This window comes from uncultured Pseudoalteromonas sp., assembly GCF_963922945.1.
Lineage (GTDB): Bacteria > Pseudomonadota > Gammaproteobacteria > Enterobacterales > Alteromonadaceae > Pseudoalteromonas.
Genome location: NZ_CAWUKC010000071.1, coordinates 1 through 20,391 on the forward strand (window position 1 = coordinate 1; position 20,391 = coordinate 20,391).

Sequence of the window (20,391 nt, forward strand, 5' to 3'; positions counted from 1 at the left end):
CAAACCTATGCCGGTTTTCAAGACCGGTGCATTCGACCACTCTGCCATCTCTCCGCACGGCCTGCATAATAGGGAAACCCATTGGCTTTGTGAAGCTTTTTTTTAAAAAAAGTGTTTAAGTGTCTAAAAAACAACTGATTTGTTTAAAGATGCGGCAAAAAGTTATTTATTGATACATAAATGCACTTTATTAAAAAAATAACACGCTATTGATCTACAAAGGTTTGCCCAAACATATAAGAGTTGGTAATCTAAATTCAGTTAAATTATCGAAACAAACATGTTTCACTTAAAGGAGCTCTACAATGGCATTTAATCATTCGTACAATACCGCTAAACCGGTAATGTCGACCATTGAAACAAACAAGGTACTTAAAAACACCTATTTCTTACTGGCCATGACATTAGCATTTAGTGCTGTTACGGCGGGTATTTCAATGGCATTACAATTACCTTACTTTATGGGGATTGTGTTCACACTGGTTTCGTTTGGCTTATTATTTGTAGTTAACAAAAAAGCAGACTCAGCTTCAGGCGTGTTTTGGGTATTTGCTTTTACAGGCTGTATGGGCGCAGGCCTAGGCCCTCTCCTTAATCATTATGCGGCTATGCCTAATGGCCCAATGCTTATTATGCAAGCGCTTGGTTCGACTGCACTAATATTCTTTGGTTTATCAGCTTATGCCCTAAATACTAAAAAAGACTTTTCGTTTATGGGTGGCTTTTTAACGGTAGGCTTAATAGTGGTTATTGTTGCCAGTATCGTTAATATTTTTATTGGCAGCTCATTAATGTTTATGGTGCTAAACGCAGCTGTAGTATTAATTATGTCGGGTTTAATCTTGTTCGATACAAGCCGTATTATTAACGGCGGTGAAACTAATTATATTCGCGCTACCGTTGCATTATATTTAAACGTATATAACTTATTTACTTCTTTACTGCACCTACTTGGCGCAAGTGATGACTAATTAAATAGTTCTGCTAAAATAGCCCCTTTATTGGGGCTTTTTTATTGGAATTGTTTTGGCGCGATTTGTTCTTTCTTTACATACTCCTCCTTCAGATCATGACACAACGCAGCGTATTATTAAATTTGCGAATGCATGTGTAGCTCAAGGCCACACTGTAGATGCAATATTTTTATATCAAAATGGCGTATATCACGCATCTGAGCATTTTGAGCTCGCCTCCGACGAGCTAGCAATCCCTATGCACTGGCAACAACTTGCAGATAAAGGGATTAATTTGATGTTATGTATTACCGCAGCAGAAAAACGCGGTTTAAATACAAGTCAAACAAGTGTATTTTCTGTTGCTGGTCTTGCTGAGTTTGCCATGATTGCCAGTGATGCAGATAAATGGATACAGTTTAAATGAAAAACGTTTTGGTAATGAGCCAGTCTAGCCCCTTTGATGAGCTCAATACGCGCGATGCGCTAGACATGTCACTGATATTTGCCGCAGTTGATCAAAATATTAGCTGGCTATTTAGCGGGCCTGCGGTACTTGCCTTAAAGCATAATCAATCAACAGAGCAACTAGGTGTGAAAGATTTCTTTAAAAACATAAAAACACTCGAAATCTATGAAGTAGAAAACATCTATGTATGTGAAAAATCGTTACTTGATTACAACTTAAGTAAATCTCAATTAATTATTGATACAACCAGCTTAAACTACACCGAGCAGCAAAAATTGATTTGCCAGCAAGATTTTGTGGTGAACTTATGAGCACATTACATATTTTTTCAAAGCCACTGGCTTATTACGACTCGACCGCGCTTGAAAACTTAATTCAAGGTACCGATAAAGTACTCCTAGTAGGTGATGCTTGTTACTCTGCTGAGCAGTATTTTCAATTAAACGACACGCTACTACTGCTTTTAGAAGATGCGCAAGCGCGCGCTATTAAATTAAGCACAGAGCACACACTTATTAATTACAGTGAGTTTGTTGCTCTTACCTTATCTACTAATCAATCTATTACTTGGTAACCCATGCTTGAATTCAATAATCAACTCATTGACACTGATAAACAAGGCTATTTACTTGACCATACTTTGTGGTCAAAAGAGTTAGCGCCCGTAATAGCAGCGCAAGAAAACATTACGCTTAGCGAACAGCATTGGGAAGTCATTAATTTTGTGCGTGATTTTTACTTAGAATATAACACTAGCCCTGCTATCAGGATGCTTGTTAAAGCCATGGCAAAAGCATTGGGCGAGGACAAGGGCAACAGTATTTATTTATATAAACTGTTTCCTAAAGGGCCTGCAAAGCAAGCCACTAAAATTGCCGGGCTCCCTAAACCCGCTAGGTGTATTTAATGGCTAGTAAACCAATACATAATCGCGCAAGTAAAAGTACCACTAAACGCACTACGGGTAGAACTTATTCACGCAGTGCGCTAACTAAAAAAAGCACTACTTCGCGAGAAGTTAAACCCGCCATAGCGTCTAAAGATAAAAAGATTGTGCTTTTTAACAAACCATACGATGTGCTGTGCCAATTTACTGATGATGCCAACAGAAGAACCTTAGCTGAATTTATTCCCATTAAGGACGTATACGCTGCAGGCAGACTAGATCGCGACAGTGAAGGGTTATTACTTTTAACAAACTGCGGCAAGCTTCAAAACACACTTACCGCACCGAGTAAAAAAACCAATAAAACTTATTGGGTTCAAGTTGAAGGCGAGCCAAGTGCAGAGGCTATAAATGCCCTATGTAAGGGTATTGAACTAAAAGATGGGATTACCTTACCTGCAAACGTAAAAATTATTGATGAGCCTAAACTTTGGCCGCGCGTCCCTCCCGTCAGAGAGCGAAAGTCGATTCCTACTACGTGGCTAAGTATTACGATTAATGAGGGGCGCAATAGGCAAGTTCGCCGCATGACGGCTCATGTTGGGCATCCCACATTAAGGCTTATTCGCTACAGTATTGGTAATTATACGCTCGATGATATTGAGAGCGCTCAATACCGTGTTATTAAAGGTGGTATAAATGCATAAACCCCATGTAACAGTGGCTGCTATAGTAAAAAAAGGAGAGCGTTTTTTACTGGTAAAAGAGCGAGATAAGTTTACATCCAAGATTTGCTATAATCAGCCTGCTGGCCATTTAGAACTAAACGAAACACTGGCTAAGGCAGCCAGCAGAGAGCTTTTTGAAGAGACAGGTTTAACCTTAACCCCAATTGGTTTAGTCGGTATTTATAACTTACATGCGGCAAATGGGGTACATTATTTGCGCTTTTGTTTTATGTTTGATGGCACTCAAATCACGACTGAGCCCAGCCCAAAAGATACAGATATAATTAGCGCTGACTGGCACACTTTAGAAGATATAAAAACGCTGCCTCTAAGAAGTCATTTAGTTTTAAAATGCATTGAAGACAGTCTAAGCCGCCCTCTTCAAGACGTTAGTTTCATTTACGACGACAGGTAACTCGCTTTGCTTAATGGCCGTGATTATATCTATGCTCATTAATTTTAAAGCATAATTAGCTTAGCGCTAAACAGTTTCGCCCTTGCCTTTTAGAATAATAAAGTGCGCTGTCGGCAGCTTTAATAAATTCTTTTTGATCGCAGTTATCCTCTTTACCAACTGCGTTAATACCCATGCTCAGAGTTAAGTAGCCGGTAAAACTATCTTCATGGGGAATACGTAATTCTTCTATTGCTTTTTGTATATGCTCAGCAATAAATAAAGCTCCTTGCTTATCTGTCTGAGGCAACAGTACAACAAACTCTTCCCCACCATAACGTGCTACAAAATCTTCTGTACGGCTAACAGTGCACGCGATCGCCTGAGCTACGTTATACAAACATGCATCGCCCTCAACATGTCCATAACGGTCGTTAAACTGTTTAAAATGATCAATATCGATTAAAATAATCGCAAGGTCATCACCACACTCAACCGCTTTTTCAAATTCTTTATTTAATTTCTCATCAAAGCGGCGCCTGTTGGCTATTTGCGTCAAGGAATCTAAAAAAGCCATATCACGCAATATATTTTGATCTTCTAAGCGCTTTGTCGCATCGTTAAATACTGCTATGTATTCATCACCTAAATTTATACCAGACACTTCCATGGTAATTGTATTACCGTCTTTGCATGTAACATGGTAGTCATGCGCAGGGATGTCTTGGCCCGTATCATTACCAACCTCTAAAGCTGACTGCCACGTTTTTTTCACACTCTCTCGATAGTGAGGGTCTGGATAAGCATTGATCCACCAATGCTCTAAATTAGGCAAATCATCTACCGTATAGCCAAATACATCTATAAAACGCTGATTAACCCTTATGATATCACCTGTTTTTGCACACACATTAGAGATAGGCATAGGCAAAATAGTAAACAAGTGGGCATAGTGGCTCATTTCATGGCGCTTCATAGGGTGATGCATTTTCTTTGAAAGAAAACTATATGGAGCATCTACCTTATCGCAAGATAGTGAATACTCCATTGTTAATACAAAATACCATTCATTCCACCATTGCTTCGTCACATCAATTAAGTGCATTTCAGTTTGGTCATTTAAATCTAAAGAATCACTAACTGATTTGAAAATATCATCAACAGGATTGTTTTGATGGAGTTCCGCGGGCTGCTTGTGTTTGAATATTTCATGAAAAAGTTTGTAAGCAGATTGCTTATATTCACTGGTTGGGTCTTCTAGAAACTCCATTACATATGCGCGTGAATTAGTCGTATAAAAACTAATGAGGGTCGTAAGTTTTTTTACCTGGAAGGCATAATTCATATATTCATTCCATTGAAAATATTAAAGCAATACATTGCAATTAAGTTACTTTGAACCTAACTGCTTTGTATTTATACAGCAAAATTTAGGCAATAAAGACAGTAATTTACTGCCCTCGACACATAATGGCACCGAAATAACTTTTTACAATGCATTATTTTAATTTTTTAGCCTTTTTTAGGTTAAATGCGTTTCAGTCTTATTTGCTATGTATTATATGAATAAAATAACAACTAAAACGTGTGTTTGCACCACTCCTCCCTTTAAGCAAAAACAAAATACATGTTATAATCGCGGTCTTTCCAAGTTAACAGCAATCTGTATAAGCGAAATTATTCATGAGCGAAAATAGTCACATTAAAGTCATCGTCGGTATGTCCGGCGGTGTTGATTCTTCTGTATCTGCATATTTATTACAACAACAGGGCTACCAAGTAGAAGGCCTGTTTATGAAGAACTGGGAAGAAGATGACAATGACGAATACTGTGCAGCCGCTGAAGACTTAAAAGATGCGCAAGCAGTGTGTGACAAATTGGGCATTGAGCTTCATACCGTTAACTTTGCTGCAGAATACTGGGATAACGTCTTTGAGTACTTTTTAGAAGAGTACAAAGCCGGCCGTACGCCAAACCCAGATATTATGTGTAATAAAGAGATTAAATTTAAAGCTTTTCTAGAATTTGCCGCACAAGCACTGGGAGCCGACTACATTGCAACAGGCCATTACGTACGCCGTGAATTACGAGACGACAAATACGTTATGTGCCGAGGCTTAGACGATAACAAAGATCAAAGCTATTTCTTATATACCTTAAGCCATGAGCACATAGGCCAAACTCTTTTCCCTGTAGGCGACATAGCTAAACCAGACGTACGCCGTATTGCAGAAGAGCAAGACTTAATCACGCACGATAAAAAAGACAGCACCGGTATTTGTTTTATTGGTGAGCGTAAGTTTAAAGACTTTTTACAAAAGTTTTTACCAGCTCAGCCAGGTGTAATTGAAGACACAGAGGGCAACAACGTTGGTGAGCACGAAGGCTTAATGTACCACACACTCGGTCAGCGAAAAGGCCTGCTAATTGGTGGCATGAAAGAAGGCTCTGGTGAACCCTGGTACGTTGTAGATAAAGACATTGAGCGCAATGTACTGGTTGTAGGGCAAGGTAAAGACCACCCTCGCCTTTACAGCAATGGCTTAAACGCCAATCAATTACATTGGGTAGACCGTGTTGGCCCGCAAGGCACAACGCGTTGCACCGTTAAAACCCGTTACCGCCAAGAAGATATTAATTGTACCCTTTTAGTTGGTAAAGACGGTATGGCACGCGTATTGTTTGATGAACCACAAAAAGCCGTCACCCCTGGTCAATCCGCTGTATTTTATGCCGACAATGTATGTTTAGGCGGCGGGATTATCGATTCGGTGATTAAGTAATGAATGAACACCAAGTCATGGCGCTTGCGGCCATGTGCCAAGTAGCTAAACAAGTACAAAAAATTGCCCAATACGGCAGCGCAAACGATTCAGACTTAGACGTGCTATTTACAAGTATTGTAGAAACATCACCGGCCTCACCTGCTGATGTCTACCAAGGAAAGCATAACCTACGCGACGGTTATAAAACATTAATGGCACAGCTCACTGCTGGCGCCCAAAAAGATGTGGAAATCGTTAAATACGTAGGCGGTTTAATGCAGCTTGAACGTATTTTAAATAGCGAGCCAAAAAGTTTAGCTGAACTTGGCCGCCGTATCGACGACATTCATCGTCGCTTAAATCACTTTGCCATAACCGATGACACCGTAGTTGCCGGTTTAGCAGACATATACTCGTCGGTGCTTAGCCCCCTTGGGCACCGAATTCAGGTTTATGGTAAACCCGAGTTGTTAAAACAACAGCAAACGCAAAATAAAATTCGTGCACTTTTACTTGCAGGGATTCGCAGCGCTGTATTATGGCGACAAATGGGCGGTAAACGCCGTCACTTTTTCTTTGCAAAAAGAAAGATTATCGCTATTGCAAAAACTAACATTTAACTATCGTTCAAAACTAAAATTTAGGAGTTATTATGGAGCTTTCAGCGTTAACCGCTATCTCTCCAGTGGATGGTCGCTACGGCAGCAAAACCACTGAATTACGCAGTATTTTCAGCGAATTTGGCTTAATTAAATACCGCGTAACCGTAGAAGTGCGTTGGTTGCAAGCCTTAGCTGCAGCAAGCGATATTAAAGAAGTACCTGCATTTAGTGAGCAAGCCAATACACTATTAAATGCCATTGTTGATAACTTCAGTGAAGCAGACGCACAGCGCGTTAAAGACATTGAACGCACCACTAATCACGATGTTAAAGCGGTTGAATACCTACTAAAAGAAAAAGTAGCCGATAACAGCGAGTTGCACGCAATTAATGAATTTATTCATTTTGCATGTACCTCAGAAGATATCAATAACCTCTCTCATGGTTTAATGCTGACAGAAGCTCGCGATAAAGTATTATTGCCATACTGCGACCAATTACTTAACGCTATAAAAGAAAAAGCAATTGAGTACAAAGCAGTCCCTATGATGACCCGTACCCACGGCCAACCTGCTACGCCGTCAACAATGGGTAAAGAGTTTGCTAACGTATACATGCGTTTAAAGCGCCAACGCGACCAAATTGCACAGGTAGAAATGCTAGGTAAAATTAATGGTGCTGTAGGTAACTACAATGCACACTTAAGTGCTTACCCAGATTACGATTGGCATACCCATGCAAGCAACTTTGTAACGAGCCTTGGTTTAACATTTAATCCATTCACTACACAAATAGAGCCGCATGACTACATTGCTGAGCTATTTGATGCCATTGCTCGCTTTAACACTATTTTACTTGATTTTGATCGTGATGTTTGGGGTTACATTGCCCTTAACCACTTTAAGCAAAAAACTATTGCTGGCGAAATCGGCTCTTCAACAATGCCGCATAAAGTAAATCCTATCGACTTTGAAAACTCTGAAGGTAACCTAGGCATAGCCAATGCTATATTTGCTCACCTAGCTCAAAAACTACCTGTTTCTCGTTGGCAGCGTGACCTTACTGACTCAACGGTACTACGTAACTTAGGTGTGGGTATGGGCTACACGCTTATTGCGTATCAATCAACGCTTAAAGGCGTAAGTAAACTTGAGGTAAACGCGCAGCGTTTACTTGAAGAGCTTGATCAAAACTGGGAGCTACTAGCTGAACCAATTCAAACAGTTATGCGTAAATACGGAATTGAAAAGCCATACGAAAAGCTAAAAGATTTAACGCGTGGTAAACGTGTAAATCAAGAAATTATGGCTGAGTTTATTGATGGGTTAGACTTACCAGAAGAAGCAAAAGTGGAAATGAAAAAGCTCACACCTGCTAATTACATTGGCCGCGCTGTTGAGTTTATTGAAAACTTAGTATAAAAACTAACGTGCTAGATAAAAAGCGAAAGGCTCATCCCTTTCGCTTTTTTGTTTAAAAGTAAAGGCCAGTCTATGTACCATTTAAAAATTAACGACCTCTCAGAAAATGAGTTTTTAAACCACTATTGGCAAAAAAAGCCGCTCTTAATTAGGCAAGGTTTTACAAACTTTCAAGACCCTATAGAGCCAGAGGAGCTTGCAGGGCTTGCGATGGAAGAAAGCATAGAGTCGCGAATTGTGACCAACCACAATGATGATTGGCAGGCTTTTCAAGGCCCATTTGAAGATTTTGAAAAATTGACTGAGCAACATGCCACATTATTAGTGCAAGCAGTTGATCACTGGCATAGCGAAGCCGCACAATTGTTAGAGCCATTTAGGTTTATCCCAAACTGGCGAATAGATGACTTGATGATCAGCTATTCAACACCTAAAGGTGGCGTTGGCCCTCACTTAGATCAGTACGATGTATTTATTATTCAAGGCCAAGGCAAACGCCACTGGCGTGTAGGCCTACCCGACCCAACACTTAAGCAATTTGCACAAAATAAAAAGCTACTGCAGGTTGAACAATTTGAAGCCGTAATAGATTGTATTTTAGAGCCCGGCGATATTTTATATATACCACCAGGGTGCCCTCACGAAGGGTATGCGATAGAAAATGCGCTTAATTATTCAGTAGGCTTTAGAGCGCCTAACCAACAAGATTTATTTTCAAGTTTGGCTGATCATATTATCGATACCGACAGCGGGCAAAAACGTTACACAGACCACACGTTAGCCTTACGAGAATCTAAAGGTGAGTTTTTAGATAGTGAGGCCAATAAAGTAAAAACGCTTATGCAAGCGCTTTTAAATAACGATGAGCTGTTTAAGCAGTGGTTAGGTAATACATTGAGCCAAGCCAAGCACGAAATGGACTTAGCACCGCTTGAAGAGCCTATAACCTGCGAGCAAATGAGTGATTTAATAGCAAATAATGCAGAAGAATTTGAGCGCTTAGGTGGCATACGTGCTATTTATCAACAGCTCGAAGACACCTTACTATTAAGCATTAATGGTGAGAACTACCCACTGCCATTGTCAGATTTAAATGCCGTTAAGCTACTAACCGATAACAGCTATTTTAACACTGATGATTTAAACGCGGCAAAGCCTAGCCTAGTTTTTATTCAAACTTTTACTACACTAGTTAATGAGGGTATATGGTTTAACTAGGGGTAAGCTATGGGCTATCAAGTTAATAAAGTTGATTGGGATGTACAAAAAGACCTACTTCAACAAATACGCGAAAAAGTGTTTGTTTACGAATTGCATATACCTAAACGCATAGAATTTGATAGCCACGATAAAATTGCTCACCACGTATTAGTGACTGATGAATGCAAATTACCTGTTGCTACGGGTAGGCTGTGTAGCGATGGTTTAATTGGCCGTATTGCCGTGCTACCAGAGCATCGAAATCGTCATGTATATACTTCGCTTCTCACATATATAGTTCAACTTGCTGCAAACGACGGCCATAAATCGATTAGTATTAACTGCATATTAAATGAAGTTGAGCGTTTTAGGAGAAGTGGATTTAAACAAAAAGGCAGTGTGTTTATGGAGGCAGGGATACCGCGGCAGCGCATGCAGTGCAACGTGTCTGAATTTGTCACAAAGCCGTTTACTTTAGTGCATTAAAAAGGGCTGTAAACAGCCCTTTTTTGCATTTGAGTATTTGTTTAAATGGTATTGTTTTATTTTGGCTCATTAACCCAAAGTTGTTCGTTTTCATGCATTTCGTACAAGCCGTGAGCACGGTTTATTAATAAGTTTGCAAAATCGACTTGTGTTTTATCACGTGCGCCAACACTCATTATTTGATCCGCTTTTAACTGCCATTGTAATGAAAAGTAACGCATTGCATCACGCGCATCTTTTGCTGCACTTACTTCAACATGGTCTGTTGGTAAACGGCCAGTAACTACCCAATAACTTTTACCGTTTTGTGCTTTAAACTTCCACATAGCACACAGCGGTGCTAAAAAACGGCTATCTTTATCCACCACGCTTTTGGGCATAATGCCTTTTTCTGCTAAATACTTTTGTGCGTTTTGAAAACACTCGCGTTGCCATGCAACACGCTGTTGCTCTACTTGAGCTTGCTCTTGTTCTGTTAACGGTTTTTTTTCTTGTTGAGTCATTTTATTAACCTTTACTACTTTTTTTACACTCTAAGGGCATAACAATTAAGGTGCAAGCACTAAAGAGCCGCTTTACACCTTTAAAGTACTGTTCGCTGTATTTTTAAACACAATTGTGACTAAAATACTGCAAATAAAGCCCTATTTTATATTATGATCAAATGAGCCTACATCGCCTGGAAACACCACCGGCGATTCAATCCCGTCTTTACTTATCGCTGCAACACCAAAATAGTAATTATCAATAACCACATTTTTGAGTGTCGCCATTGTAACCCTGCCAACATCTTGGCTAAATTGCCATTGTGGTTCATTGGTATAGCGCCAATAAATTCGGTAACCCGCTATATTATCATCAGCTGATTTTTGCCACGAAAGCGTGGTGTCAGCCTTAACAGCCCCTTCAATTTTTACCTGTTTAGGAGGCGCCGGCGCCCAGGCCATTGATGCCATAGTTACAGCGTTCAAAGAGGTAAGTTTTGCTGTGTAGTCAAAATCAACACCATCTATGGTATCACCATAAACCACGCCATTTTCAGTGCGTAAATCTTGGTGTTGTCGGTCGTAATGCTCGTTAGTTTCCATAATTCTAACTGCAGCAAAGCCTGCATCATTAAACGGTCGATGATGCCCGCCCCGGCCAAATCTATCTAACCTGTAAACTAACATTGTATCTAAATTTGGGATGTACCTATCAGCAATAGTATCTATATAGCGGGCTAAGTTACGGCTCGCTGAGTCCACCTCACCGCCGGTAAATCGCCTTGTACGCGCCTGCTCTTTAGTTTCTACTACACGTGTGCCTTCTGAGAAAATACGTGCGGTTGTATTGTCGGTAACGCCATTAATACCGGTAATGTTGCCAATCATATCGTTATTTAAAACGCCATGTACCTGCCAATCATGCTTTTGCGCATACGCTGTAAGTATTTTACCACCAAACAAGCCTTGTTCTTCGCCCGAAAGCGCTGCATACACTATTGAGCCATTAAATTTATGCTTGCTTAGTACGCGTGCAGCTTCAATAACGCCAGCCACACCCGATGCGTTATCATTAGCACCCGGTGAATCACTGGTAAAGTCCATAACATCGCTCACCCGTGAATCAATATCGCCCGACATAATTACCATTCGGTTTGGCTCTGTACTCCCACGCTGAATAGCGACAATATTGACCACTTCCACGGGGTCGGGGATGCGTTTTTCACCAGATATAGTGTCTTTAACTTCAATAACTTCTAGGCAGCCACCACATTGCGCTGATATTTTTTCAAACTCTTTTTTAATCCAACGCCGTGCAGCCCCTATCCCTCGTGTATCTGACTTAGTTTCTGAGAGGGTATGGCGAGTACCAAAATCCACCAGCGTTTGTATATCGCTACCAATGCGCTCAGCTGATACTTCGGCTGCAATATCATGTAGCTTTTGTTGTTCTTCATATTTTATGCTGGCATGAGCGTGTGCAGTTAACCCTGCAGTACAAGCAAAGGCTAACGCACTCAATTTAATAAGTTTAGTTGTAATAGAAAAAGGGGTTTTGCGCATTATAAGCTCCTTATTTTTTACCTTACCATTACTCAACAACCTAGTTAGTGCAACTATTTTGAGTTAAAGCTTTATACAAGTAAGCTCAACTGTAAAACTTAATAACATTCAACCCCTTCTTTTAAGCAAGTGAGTGTATTACAAACCTTGTTACATAAATACGCTATTTACTTAACGTGTTTTCGTGGCAAACTAATTATGTGTATTATTTGAATTTATAATTTATGCGCCAGCTAAAAGCCGACACCCTCGCTGCCAATTTAATAGCCTCTAGTAACAACCAATATGGACCTATATGTGTTTATCAAAATACGACCTATCGCTGGTTAACCCTCGCCCAGAATGCGCATAGCGATATTACCATTCAAGGGGTGATGAGCCTGTGTGAAAATGAGCAATTAATGATTGCAGTTAACCAATGTATGTTACTGTTTTTATTAAAAACAGCCGAGCCACTGCGGATTTTAAATTTAGGTTTAGGGACTGCAGGCATAGAGCGAGCCATTCATTATCTACACACTAAAACGGATCATATAAATAATTTAGCCGTATTTGAAAGTGTAGAAATAAACCCCACGATGATAAGCGTTGCTGAGCAATATTTTAACTTGCCCGCTAATCATACGGTGCACTTGCAAAACGCAGAGGAATTTATTGCTAACTGCACACGCACATATAATGTCATCACAATTGATATTTTTAGTGGCGATGTACACCAAGACTTTTTATCAGATAGTGTATTTTGGCAAAACATATGCCGCTGCAGTGAGCAAAATGCACAAGTTATTATAAATTTAAACCCTAAAACAGGAAAAGAGCTCCAAGCTTTACTCGTCCTGTTTAGGCAACACTTTAGCTGCATCGCCCTCATAGAGTTTAACGAGTACAAAAATATTGTCGTGATACTTTCTCAGCAAAGCTTAATGCACATCAATAAAGAAGAAATAGTTCATTCGCCATTATTTAAAACGTGGGCACCCACCCTTCACACCGACATAAACAGCATTTATCACATAGAGTAATTTATCGCCCTGGTTCGTGTTTTTCATAGCATGGTAAACGGGTTTCTAATTGCTCCCAATTGGCTTTAGAGGTAACAAAATTATGCGAAATGACCTGTTCAGTAATATCACTGTCTATCAACCCTAGACGTATACGCAAGCGTGATTCATCCTCAGCGTTCGCACTGTAAATGGGTGATCCACATGTTTTACAAAAAAAGCGCGCACGCCCAGGTTTAAAATTAAATTCAGTTAAATTATCTTTACCTTTGGTAAGTGTAAAATCGCGAGTATTTACAAAACCATTTGTGGCAAAAGCAGTCCCGCTGTTTTTTCTGCATAGTGAGCAATGGCAATGAATGATTTGAGAAATAGGCCCTTTAATTTCAATGCTTACCGCTTTACATAGGCACGTTCCTGTATACATATAATCCCTTTATTATTTTAATCTGTGTGTTATTAGCTATTTTACCCGTTTAAAATATAAACGTCAGCACAATAGATACAACACAATATTGGTTGACTAATTTGCAATAAATTGGTTACATGGATTTCAAGGTTTAAAAATAAAAATTTATTTATTGGTATACCAATTTAGATGCTTTCATTAGTAAAAGAGGGATTATGCGCGTCAAATACAGCTTACTATTAGTGGCCTGCTCAGGATTATTAGCCTGTAGTCAAAACAATCAAAACGCACCCTCTGCAAAGTGGCTACTAGTAGATAACTTTGAACAACCACTAAGAGGCTGGACAAAGGCCGACACAGACAATCAAACTCAACCTTATGTCGCTAACCCACAAGTGACTAAAATAGAGGTTGAGGACACAACCAAAGGGATTAACCATTTTTTAATTAAAAAGCCCGCCGAAAAGGGTATCGTTGGAAACCGTAAAGCCCTTAGCTATAAAAAGCTTCCAAAAACAGTGCCAGTTGGCGAAACCTACACTTTTTTTACACGTATTAACGTCGCCTCTTTTCCAAATAACCATGCTTTTGGATTAAGTAATTTAGAGCCAGAGCAAATAAACGTTCATGGCTACGATGCCTTCGAAGCCACTCTTCGGGTTACAGATAAAACCGAATCAAACGGTTTAGTTAACTCTGGTGCGCTAATGGTAAAAACTGACAAAGGCTATAGTGATATTCAAAACTATGCACAAGCGCAACCGGCTAAACCACTTGATACAAATACTTGGTACAACATTTGGTACGTTGTTAATAATGCATCGGTAAAAATGCAAGGTCAGCAATACAATGTATACGTGCAAGGCGGCGAATTTAAAAACCAAACCTTAGTGTATAAAAATGCCACCTTTAGAATGAAACGCGAACGTCCACTTAGCTACTTTTTAGCTAACTGTAATACGGGCCCTCATAAAAAACCTTACGGAAATGGCGGTTTACGTTATGACGACATTTACATGATAAAAGGCGTAGACCTCACAAACCCTGTTCGATAAAAGTCGCAGTGTAAATTGGTCGCTAAAGATCTACAGCGCGTTACTTAAATGGTATGATCAGGTCCTATTATTTGTCATTTAAGTTTATAAAATGTATCGATTATTCGAAAAAATGACCAACGCATTTCCTGAGCAAAAGCCAACGCAGCCGCCCTCTACCTTATTTGCGTTTTGTCGTCATTACACTAAAGGCATGGAATTGTCGTTAGTTTTAATGTCTGTTAGTGCTGCCCTGCTTGCCATTTTAGAAGTGTCGTTGTTTAGCTATATGGGCCAATTGGTAGATTGGTTAGGCACCTACACTCCACAAACTCTGTTTGAAGAACAAAAAACTGAGCTTATAAAAATGGCGGTAATGCTTTTAGTCGTATTGCCTATTGTAGTGTTTTTTCACTCAGCTATTTTGCACCAAGCATTATTGGGCAATTACCCTATGTCGATTCGCTGGTCGGCCCACAGGTATTTACTACGCCAAAGCGTGAGCTTTTATCAAAACGAGTTTGCAGGCCGTATTGCCACAAAAGTAATGCAAACATCTCTGGCCGTGCGCGAAGCCGTAATGAAGCTGCTCGATGTATTAATGTATATTGTGGTTTATTTTGGCGCTATGGTGTTTTTAGTTGCTGAAGCAGACTGGCGCTTAATGTTACCGCTTTTAGTGTGGGTAATTGCTTATGCCGCCATTCAAATGTACTTTGTACCAAAACTTAAAAAAATTGCCAGCTCGCAGGCCGATGCACGTTCAGAAATGACCGGCCGTATAGTCGACAGCTATACAAATATATCGACCATTAAGCTTTTTTCGTACACTCAGCGTGAAGAGCAATACGCAAAGCAAAGCATGGATGTTTTTTTACAGCCTGTTTATAAGCAAATGCGCTTAGTTACTAGTCTTAACTTTACTATTAATAGCCTTAATTACTTATTAGTATTTAGCGTGGCCGCACTCTCTCTTTATTTATGGTCGTTAAGTGCAATTAGTGCGGGCGCGATTGCAGTCGCCGTTAGTTTATCGCTTAGGTTAAACGGTATGGCCCAGTGGATCATGTGGGAAATTAGCAGTTTGTTTGAAAACATTGGCACCGCCACCGATGGCATGAAAACCTTATCGACGCCAATTAAAGTAGCTGACAAACCCAATGCGAGCACACTTGAAGTTACTAAGGGCAATATTGAATTTACAAACGTGCATTTTAACTATGGTAAAGCCGCTAACGAAACCAATCGTGGTCCTGTAATGAACGGCCTTAACCTACACATAAAACCTGGTGAAAAAATTGGCTTAGTGGGCCGCTCTGGCGCAGGTAAATCAACGTTAGTGAATTTATTACTGCGTTTTTACGATACTGAATCTGGCTCCATTAAAATTGATGGCCAAAACATTACCGATGTAAGCCAAGAAAGCCTTCGCCGTTATATAGCCATGGTGACCCAAGATACTTCCCTGCTGCATCGCTCTGTAAAAGATAACATTTTATACGGCCGACCCGATGCCTCAGAAGATGAAATGCTTAGCGCTGCCAAGCAAGCTAAAGCGCTCGATTTTATTAGCGATTTAGAAGACAGCAAAGGCAATAAAGGGTTTGATGCACAAGTTGGCGAGCGTGGCGTTACACTTTCTGGTGGGCAACGCCAACGTATTGCTATAGCGCGGGTATTACTTAAAAACGCCCCTATTTTAATACTCGATGAAGCCACCAGCGCGCTCGACTCAGAAGTAGAAGCCGCAATACAAGCAAGCTTAGATGATTTAATGACAGGTAAAACCGTGATTGCTATAGCCCACAGGTTATCGACCATTGCGCAAATGGACAGGCTTATTGTACTTGACGAAGGACGCGTTTTAGAGCAAGGCAGCCATGAAGAACTCATTGCAAAAAATGGAATTTATGCAGGCCTTTGGGCACATCAAACCGGTGGGTTTATTGGAGTAGATTAAGCCTTATTAAGTGCCTTAAATCCACATATAGAAAACGAAGCGATATTTATCGCTTCGTTTTTTATTTAAAATAGCAAAATGTTCAAAGCTTCTCTGCTATGCCATTAATCTCAAGCCAATTAAAATTAGCATGACAATATTGGCAATAAAACTGATCAAAAAAAAGTAAGTGCGTGGGCTTGGGTTTTTCTCGGTAGCTATAACGTAATACAACACCATATGTATTAATCGCGCTATTACATACACCCAAACACACATGGCAAATATAGGGCTTTGATAATTTATAACAAAGGCAAACAACACAGTCCCAATAAATAAAGCACTGTTTTCTAGTGTGTTATGAAAAGTACGATGAGCCCTGAATATAAAACTCTCGTGCGATAAATCATCGCTTATTTTACCTGGTACAGCATTAGGCTGTTTGGCTTTGCTAAAGGTCGCGACCGACCACTGTAACACTAACATTATTAAGTAAACGTAAAACGCCATATAGGCAGAAAGCGCAACTTCAGTCATTTTCATGTCCTTTAAATTGATTAACCAAACAACTGCAGCAAGTTTTAAGCCTAAAATAAGTTTAATAATATTAATAACTTAAATTTTATAAGGTAAGTGATAATGTAAATACTTCAAAGCTATTGATAAATGTTACCCACGTATTAACTCCTCAGCGTTAGCGTAATTGATACTACTGCATGATCGGTTGTTAAATCGTCGCGTTCATATTCTGGGTTAATTAAATGCCTGTCGTAAGTGTGATAATCACTCACTTCATAAAAGCTGTCGTCGTAACTTGGATCAAATTCACAGGAGAGTAAAATATAATCCAGTACAGAGCTACTAGCGCCAAAATAATGCGTAGGTTTACGCGTTAATAATGGTGCGGCATTTATTTGCGACACACTGTCGCTTGGTATTAGTGAAGAGGCAACTGGGGCTATGTTTTGTGGTTCATCTTTATGGCTGTCAGCATTTTGCTGAGAATTACCAGCTGTAAGTTCACTCATTTTTAGTGTTTTAAATAGCTGCCATGCGTCGTTTAAACAATATTTAGCAAGGTAGGCTTTAACATCAAACGCTGGAGCAAATCGCAATGTTTTCGTTAATAAATGGCTTAACACGCCATCGGCTAGGTCGTTATTAAAATCGCCCATTAACACCATGGGGTACTGGGTGTCTTCACGCCGCGCTATCATTTCTATCATCAGTAATGTAGCTTCACTGCCGCGCTGAATGGTTGAGCCCCATGAACCGGCCACATTTGCTTTAAACGCTTCAATTATGCTTTTTTCGGGCGAAAGTTCATTATCAGTGGTTGCCAATGATTTCGTGTTTTCGTCAGGCTCTAATAATGGGCGTTTAGATTTAAAGTGAACAACGTAGCAATCAGTATTACCTACATGGGGCAATGAAATAGTGGCTCTTAATACTTTACGGCTAAACGTAAAGTCACTGCAAAGGCCAAGCTCACTGGCAAGGGCATTACTGTGCTTAACCGCAGCAACCTCAACAATCTCAAATTTAGACGCTATAGCAACTACCGGGCGTTTAAAAATAAAGTCGTCAACCACCTCTGGCGTATCAACCACAGCAAAGTGTGCGTAACCTTGCAGCGCCATTAACGCCTTTAGCGATTCAATACTAAATACTTCTTGAAAACCGACTACATCAGGCGCGTACTCATTTAAATAATCGACAATCCAACGCTGTTTGCGCCCCCATTGCTCTGCGGTATAAATTTTTTCAAAATCGTAATACGCATTAGGCGGCTCAAGGTAGTTAAATAAATTAAACGTAGCCATTTTAAATTGCGTGTTTTTTACTACAGGCTCGTTTAAATCGTCGGCAGATTCAGCCTCAAGCGCAGTGTGATGTAGAGTAGATTCAAAATTACTGATAACAATAGCCTAGCGTATTAAAGTGCGTTAATTATACCCTAAAGGGTTTAAAGTTCTAAGCCGTGAATTATTCTCAACATGCAATTTAAAGCCGTAATTTACGCTATACTGCCCTCCTCGTTATTAGCGCACACGTAGGTATTATGAACTACTCAAACTTTGGAACTAAATTTACACAACCCAACGGAATAACGCAGCTTATGGAAGATTTAGGCAGCGCTAACGCAAGCAATAATCCAAATATTATTATGCTAGGTGGCGGTAACCCCGCACACGTACCACAGGTTAATGCCGTATTTTTAGATGAATTACAAAAGCTAGTAGCCAGTAATAAAGTATCGCAAGTATTTGGTTTGTACGATGGACCAACCGGCAATGACGAGTTTAGAGCTGCCCTTGCTAAACAGCTAAATAGCGAGTTTGGCTGGGGTTTAACAACGCAAAACATAGCACTGGGTAACGGCAGCCAAGCTAATTTTTTTGTATTGTTTAATATGCTTGCGGGCAAAATGAGTGATGGCACTAATAAGCGTATTTTGTTTCCACTTGCGCCTGAATACGTAGGTTACGCCGACCAAGGTTTATCTGATGATATGTTTGTGGCAATCAAGCCCGACATCGAAATTTTAAATACACCCAGTGGCTCTAAGCAATTTAAATACGTGATTGATTTTGACGCGGTTGAAAACGTACTTGCTGAAGATAGTAGTATTAGCGCGCTGTGCGTATCGCGCCCTACCAACCCAACTGGTAATGTGATTACCGATGAGGAAGTACGCCACCTTGACGCCCTAGCACACAAGTACAATATTCCCCTAATTATTGATAACGCCTACGGCGACCCTTTCCCGGGTTGTATTTATACCGATGCAAACCTTACTTGGAACTCAAACATTATATTATGTATGTCGCTTTCAAAACTGGGCTTACCGGGCCTGCGCACCGGTATTGTGGTGGCTAATAACGAGATAATTAAAGCCATTGGCCGCGTTAATGGCTCTATGGTGTTATCGCCTAATGCTATTGGTCCAAGCTTAGTAACCCGCTTAATTAACGAAGGCGAATTACTGCCTTTATGTAAAAATACCGTGTTGCCTTTTTATAAAAACAAAGCACAAATAGCGATTAGTCTGTTTGATGAAATTTTTGCAGACTTACCTGTCTATTTACATAAACTCGAAGGCGCGTTTTTTATGTGGCTATGGTTTAAAGACTCTAAAATAACCAGCGAAATGCTTTATCAAAAACTCAAAGAGCAAAACGTATATATAATTCCTGGGCATAACTTTTTTATTGGCATTGAAGAGTGCTGGGAGCACAAACATCAGTGCGTACGTATTAACTACGCCAACGATGAAGCCACTCTTAGAAAAGGTTTAGAGGCAATTAAAGCGCTTATTATGTAGCGCTTAAATTAACGTTTACATCGTATTTTTCGAGGTGGTTAATGCTTAGCGTTAGTCACTGAGTTTTTTATTTAACCTACTGTTTAGGGGCTAACGCCTTAGTTAACAGGGCAAACAGCAAGCCACCAAACGCACCTGCTAGTAACTGCAAATAAAAGCCCCATCCACGTGCGCCCGCTATAATATGAATATTCATAATCGATTCAATCGCCACTAAAACCACAGCAAAAGCAGTAATACCCGCTGCCACAAATAACACCATACTGTATTGTTTAACTTTTTTAGTAAGCTTTGCAGTCACTAAAAACGCAATGGCAAGCGCTATGGCAATAATAGCGCCATAGGTAGGTAATAAACCTAACCAATCATCTAGCGTTAAATTGATACGATCGCTTAAGCTGACTACGATACCTACATTAACTAATTGATTGACAACGTATTGGCTATGAAACAAGCTAGCAAGGGTAAAGGTAAGTAACCAAGAAACTAAAAATATAGGGAGTACACGTGTTAAAAATGGCATGGTTATCTCAACTTAAAATAAAGCTTTTTTCTTACAGTAGCAAAGGCTTGCAATGTAAACAACGACTCTCTCAATTCGCACTATGTTTATGTGTAGGGCTTTTTGCATGCACGGCTAGTGCAGCTGAATTACCTAAAAAGCAATACAGTACTCACACACTCGCAGCACATTTAAACTCGCCGTGGAGCATGGTTAAACTTCCAAACG

Annotated in this window: 23 protein-coding genes and 1 pseudogene; 17 read left to right on the plus strand and 7 right to left on the minus strand. The window is 40.0% G+C overall.

Going from position 1 to position 20,391, the window contains the following annotated elements:
- Nucleotides 1-305 precede the first annotated feature (305 nt).
- Genes AABI99_RS13810 through AABI99_RS13840 form a run of 7 tightly spaced genes read left to right on the plus strand, consistent with a single transcriptional unit; the run spans nt 306 to nt 3,451 of the window.
- A complete protein-coding gene (locus AABI99_RS13810; protein ID WP_338366471.1) occupies nt 306-971 on the plus strand; it encodes a Bax inhibitor-1/YccA family protein in 666 nt (221 codons plus the stop codon).
- A 55-nt stretch (nt 972-1,026) separates the two neighbouring features.
- Nucleotides 1,027-1,380, plus strand: coding sequence for a sulfurtransferase complex subunit TusD (gene tusD, locus AABI99_RS13815; protein WP_338366472.1), 354 nt, complete (start codon nt 1,027-1,029; stop codon nt 1,378-1,380).
- Nucleotides 1,377-1,733, plus strand: coding sequence for a sulfurtransferase complex subunit TusC (tusC, locus tag AABI99_RS13820; protein WP_338366473.1), 357 nt, complete (start codon nt 1,377-1,379; stop codon nt 1,731-1,733). The genes tusD and tusC overlap by 4 nt, the downstream gene beginning before the upstream one ends.
- Nucleotides 1,730-1,996 carry a DsrH/TusB family sulfur metabolism protein gene (locus tag AABI99_RS13825; RefSeq protein WP_338366474.1) on the plus strand — a complete coding sequence of 89 codons (267 nt, stop codon included), beginning with the start codon at nt 1,730-1,732 and terminating at the stop codon, nt 1,994-1,996. Before tusC ends, AABI99_RS13825 begins: the two co-directional genes overlap by 4 nt.
- Nucleotides 1,997-1,999: 3 nt before the next feature.
- Nucleotides 2,000-2,329 carry a TusE/DsrC/DsvC family sulfur relay protein gene (locus AABI99_RS13830; RefSeq protein WP_338366475.1) on the plus strand — a complete coding sequence of 110 codons (330 nt, stop codon included), beginning with the start codon at nt 2,000-2,002 and terminating at the stop codon, nt 2,327-2,329.
- On the plus strand, nt 2,329-3,015 hold the full coding sequence (locus AABI99_RS13835; protein ID WP_338366476.1) for a pseudouridine synthase: 687 nt from the start codon (nt 2,329-2,331) through the stop codon (nt 3,013-3,015). Before AABI99_RS13830 ends, AABI99_RS13835 begins: the two co-directional genes overlap by 1 nt.
- Nucleotides 3,008-3,451, plus strand: a complete 444-nt coding sequence (locus AABI99_RS13840) for an NUDIX domain-containing protein (protein ID WP_338366477.1) — start codon at nt 3,008-3,010, stop codon at nt 3,449-3,451. Before AABI99_RS13835 ends, AABI99_RS13840 begins: the two co-directional genes overlap by 8 nt.
- A 55-nt stretch (nt 3,452-3,506) precedes the next feature.
- Here the strand turns inward: AABI99_RS13840 and AABI99_RS13845 are convergent, their stop codons facing one another.
- Entirely contained in the window at nt 3,507-4,775 is a 1,269-nt protein-coding gene (locus AABI99_RS13845) for a sensor domain-containing diguanylate cyclase (RefSeq protein ID WP_338366478.1), read from the minus strand.
- Nucleotides 4,776-5,113: 338 nt separating this feature from the next.
- On the opposite strand from AABI99_RS13845, the gene mnmA reads away from it, so the two are divergent.
- The 5 genes from mnmA to AABI99_RS13870 all read left to right on the plus strand — a co-directional run bounded on the left by mnmA (nt 5,114) and on the right by AABI99_RS13870 (nt 9,905).
- On the plus strand, nt 5,114-6,214 hold the full coding sequence (gene mnmA / locus AABI99_RS13850) for a tRNA 2-thiouridine(34) synthase MnmA (RefSeq protein WP_338366479.1): 1,101 nt from the start codon (nt 5,114-5,116) through the stop codon (nt 6,212-6,214).
- Entirely contained in the window at nt 6,214-6,816 is a 603-nt protein-coding gene (gene hflD, locus AABI99_RS13855; RefSeq protein WP_338366480.1) for a high frequency lysogenization protein HflD, read from the plus strand. Before mnmA ends, hflD begins: the two co-directional genes overlap by 1 nt.
- 32 nt (nt 6,817-6,848) lie before the next feature.
- Complete coding sequence (purB, locus tag AABI99_RS13860; protein ID WP_338366481.1) at nt 6,849-8,219, plus strand: adenylosuccinate lyase; 1,371 nt, start codon at nt 6,849-6,851, stop codon at nt 8,217-8,219.
- A gap of 72 nt (nt 8,220-8,291) precedes the next feature.
- On the plus strand, nt 8,292-9,437 hold the full coding sequence (locus AABI99_RS13865) for a cupin domain-containing protein (RefSeq protein WP_338366482.1): 1,146 nt from the start codon (nt 8,292-8,294) through the stop codon (nt 9,435-9,437).
- Between the two features lie 9 nt (nt 9,438-9,446).
- Nucleotides 9,447-9,905 (plus strand): GNAT family N-acetyltransferase, encoded by a 459-nt coding sequence (locus tag AABI99_RS13870; protein WP_338366483.1) that lies wholly within the window; start codon nt 9,447-9,449, stop codon nt 9,903-9,905.
- 56 nt (nt 9,906-9,961) lie between these two features.
- Here the strand turns inward: AABI99_RS13870 and AABI99_RS13875 are convergent, their stop codons facing one another.
- Together AABI99_RS13875 and AABI99_RS13880 are read right to left on the minus strand one after the other, a co-directional pair.
- The gene (locus AABI99_RS13875) at nt 9,962-10,408 is read right to left on the minus strand and encodes a DUF4826 family protein (protein WP_338366484.1); all 447 of its coding nucleotides are present in this window, start codon (nt 10,406-10,408) and stop codon (nt 9,962-9,964) included.
- Between the two features lie 141 nt (nt 10,409-10,549).
- Nucleotides 10,550-11,953, minus strand: a complete 1,404-nt coding sequence (locus AABI99_RS13880) for a M28 family metallopeptidase (protein WP_338366485.1) — start codon at nt 11,951-11,953, stop codon at nt 10,550-10,552.
- 224 nt (nt 11,954-12,177) lie between these two features.
- Here AABI99_RS13880 and AABI99_RS13885 point away from each other — a divergent pair, with 224 nt between their 5' ends.
- Nucleotides 12,178-12,975 carry a hypothetical protein gene (locus AABI99_RS13885; protein WP_338366486.1) on the plus strand — a complete coding sequence of 266 codons (798 nt, stop codon included), beginning with the start codon at nt 12,178-12,180 and terminating at the stop codon, nt 12,973-12,975.
- Nucleotide 12,976: 1 nt separating this feature from the next.
- Here the strand turns inward: AABI99_RS13885 and AABI99_RS13890 are convergent, their stop codons facing one another.
- Nucleotides 12,977-13,381: a GFA family protein gene (locus tag AABI99_RS13890; RefSeq protein WP_338366487.1), complete on the minus strand. Its 405-nt coding sequence runs from the start codon at nt 13,379-13,381 to the stop codon at nt 12,977-12,979.
- Between the two features lie 197 nt (nt 13,382-13,578).
- Between AABI99_RS13890 and AABI99_RS13895 the strand changes: the two genes are divergently transcribed.
- Together AABI99_RS13895 and AABI99_RS13900 are read left to right on the plus strand one after the other, a co-directional pair.
- A complete protein-coding gene (locus AABI99_RS13895; protein ID WP_338366488.1) occupies nt 13,579-14,418 on the plus strand; it encodes a hypothetical protein in 840 nt (279 codons plus the stop codon).
- A gap of 91 nt (nt 14,419-14,509) precedes the next feature.
- On the plus strand, nt 14,510-16,357 hold the full coding sequence (locus tag AABI99_RS13900) for an ABC transporter ATP-binding protein (protein ID WP_338366489.1): 1,848 nt from the start codon (nt 14,510-14,512) through the stop codon (nt 16,355-16,357).
- A 96-nt stretch (nt 16,358-16,453) separates the two neighbouring features.
- Here AABI99_RS13900 and AABI99_RS13905 read toward each other — a convergent pair whose 3' ends face one another.
- Both AABI99_RS13905 and AABI99_RS13910 read right to left on the minus strand, forming a co-directional pair.
- Nucleotides 16,454-16,873, minus strand: coding sequence for an MAPEG family protein (locus tag AABI99_RS13905; RefSeq protein WP_338366490.1), 420 nt, complete (start codon nt 16,871-16,873; stop codon nt 16,454-16,456).
- 143 nt (nt 16,874-17,016) lie between these two features.
- A complete protein-coding gene (locus AABI99_RS13910; protein ID WP_338366491.1) occupies nt 17,017-18,159 on the minus strand; it encodes an endonuclease/exonuclease/phosphatase family protein in 1,143 nt (380 codons plus the stop codon).
- Nucleotides 18,160-18,398: 239 nt separating this feature from the next.
- Between AABI99_RS13910 and AABI99_RS13915 the strand changes: the two genes are divergently transcribed.
- Nucleotides 18,399-19,661: a valine--pyruvate transaminase gene (locus tag AABI99_RS13915; RefSeq protein WP_338366492.1), complete on the plus strand. Its 1,263-nt coding sequence runs from the start codon at nt 18,399-18,401 to the stop codon at nt 19,659-19,661.
- A 76-nt stretch (nt 19,662-19,737) separates the two neighbouring features.
- Here AABI99_RS13915 and AABI99_RS13920 read toward each other — a convergent pair whose 3' ends face one another.
- A complete protein-coding gene (locus AABI99_RS13920; RefSeq protein WP_338366493.1) occupies nt 19,738-20,184 on the minus strand; it encodes a hypothetical protein in 447 nt (148 codons plus the stop codon).
- On the opposite strand from AABI99_RS13920, the pseudogene AABI99_RS13925 reads away from it, so the two are divergent.
- Nucleotides 20,169-20,391 (plus strand): annotated as a pseudogene (locus AABI99_RS13925) (PQQ-dependent sugar dehydrogenase); the annotation flags it as partial. The gene AABI99_RS13920 and the pseudogene AABI99_RS13925 sit on opposite strands and share 16 nt — an antisense overlap.

Bases quoted from the DNA above. Each gene is read 5' to 3' on its own strand.
- AABI99_RS13810 (WP_338366471.1), top strand. From the start codon at position 306: ATGGCATTTAATCATTCGTACAATACCGCTAAACCGGTAATGTCGACC.
- tusC (WP_338366473.1), top strand. From the start codon at position 1,377: ATGAAAAACGTTTTGGTAATGAGCCAGTCTAGCCCCTTTGATGAGCTC.
- AABI99_RS13825 (WP_338366474.1), top strand. From the start codon at position 1,730: ATGAGCACATTACATATTTTTTCAAAGCCACTGGCTTATTACGACTCG.
- AABI99_RS13830 (WP_338366475.1), top strand. From the start codon at position 2,000: ATGCTTGAATTCAATAATCAACTCATTGACACTGATAAACAAGGCTAT.
- AABI99_RS13835 (WP_338366476.1), top strand. From the start codon at position 2,329: ATGGCTAGTAAACCAATACATAATCGCGCAAGTAAAAGTACCACTAAA.
- AABI99_RS13840 (WP_338366477.1), top strand. From the start codon at position 3,008: ATGCATAAACCCCATGTAACAGTGGCTGCTATAGTAAAAAAAGGAGAG.
- AABI99_RS13845 (WP_338366478.1), bottom strand. From the start codon at position 4,775: ATGAATTATGCCTTCCAGGTAAAAAAACTTACGACCCTCATTAGTTTT.
- mnmA (WP_338366479.1), top strand. From the start codon at position 5,114: ATGAGCGAAAATAGTCACATTAAAGTCATCGTCGGTATGTCCGGCGGT.
- hflD (WP_338366480.1), top strand. From the start codon at position 6,214: ATGAATGAACACCAAGTCATGGCGCTTGCGGCCATGTGCCAAGTAGCT.
- purB (WP_338366481.1), top strand. From the start codon at position 6,849: ATGGAGCTTTCAGCGTTAACCGCTATCTCTCCAGTGGATGGTCGCTAC.
- AABI99_RS13865 (WP_338366482.1), top strand. From the start codon at position 8,292: ATGTACCATTTAAAAATTAACGACCTCTCAGAAAATGAGTTTTTAAAC.
- AABI99_RS13870 (WP_338366483.1), top strand. From the start codon at position 9,447: ATGGGCTATCAAGTTAATAAAGTTGATTGGGATGTACAAAAAGACCTA.
- AABI99_RS13875 (WP_338366484.1), bottom strand. From the start codon at position 10,408: ATGACTCAACAAGAAAAAAAACCGTTAACAGAACAAGAGCAAGCTCAA.
- AABI99_RS13880 (WP_338366485.1), bottom strand. From the start codon at position 11,953: ATGCGCAAAACCCCTTTTTCTATTACAACTAAACTTATTAAATTGAGT.
- AABI99_RS13885 (WP_338366486.1), top strand. From the start codon at position 12,178: ATGCGCCAGCTAAAAGCCGACACCCTCGCTGCCAATTTAATAGCCTCT.
- AABI99_RS13890 (WP_338366487.1), bottom strand. From the start codon at position 13,381: ATGTATACAGGAACGTGCCTATGTAAAGCGGTAAGCATTGAAATTAAA.
- AABI99_RS13895 (WP_338366488.1), top strand. From the start codon at position 13,579: ATGCGCGTCAAATACAGCTTACTATTAGTGGCCTGCTCAGGATTATTA.
- AABI99_RS13900 (WP_338366489.1), top strand. From the start codon at position 14,510: ATGTATCGATTATTCGAAAAAATGACCAACGCATTTCCTGAGCAAAAG.
- AABI99_RS13905 (WP_338366490.1), bottom strand. From the start codon at position 16,873: ATGACTGAAGTTGCGCTTTCTGCCTATATGGCGTTTTACGTTTACTTA.
- AABI99_RS13910 (WP_338366491.1), bottom strand. From the start codon at position 18,159: ATGGCTACGTTTAATTTATTTAACTACCTTGAGCCGCCTAATGCGTAT.
- AABI99_RS13915 (WP_338366492.1), top strand. From the start codon at position 18,399: ATGAACTACTCAAACTTTGGAACTAAATTTACACAACCCAACGGAATA.
- AABI99_RS13920 (WP_338366493.1), bottom strand. From the start codon at position 20,184: ATGCCATTTTTAACACGTGTACTCCCTATATTTTTAGTTTCTTGGTTA.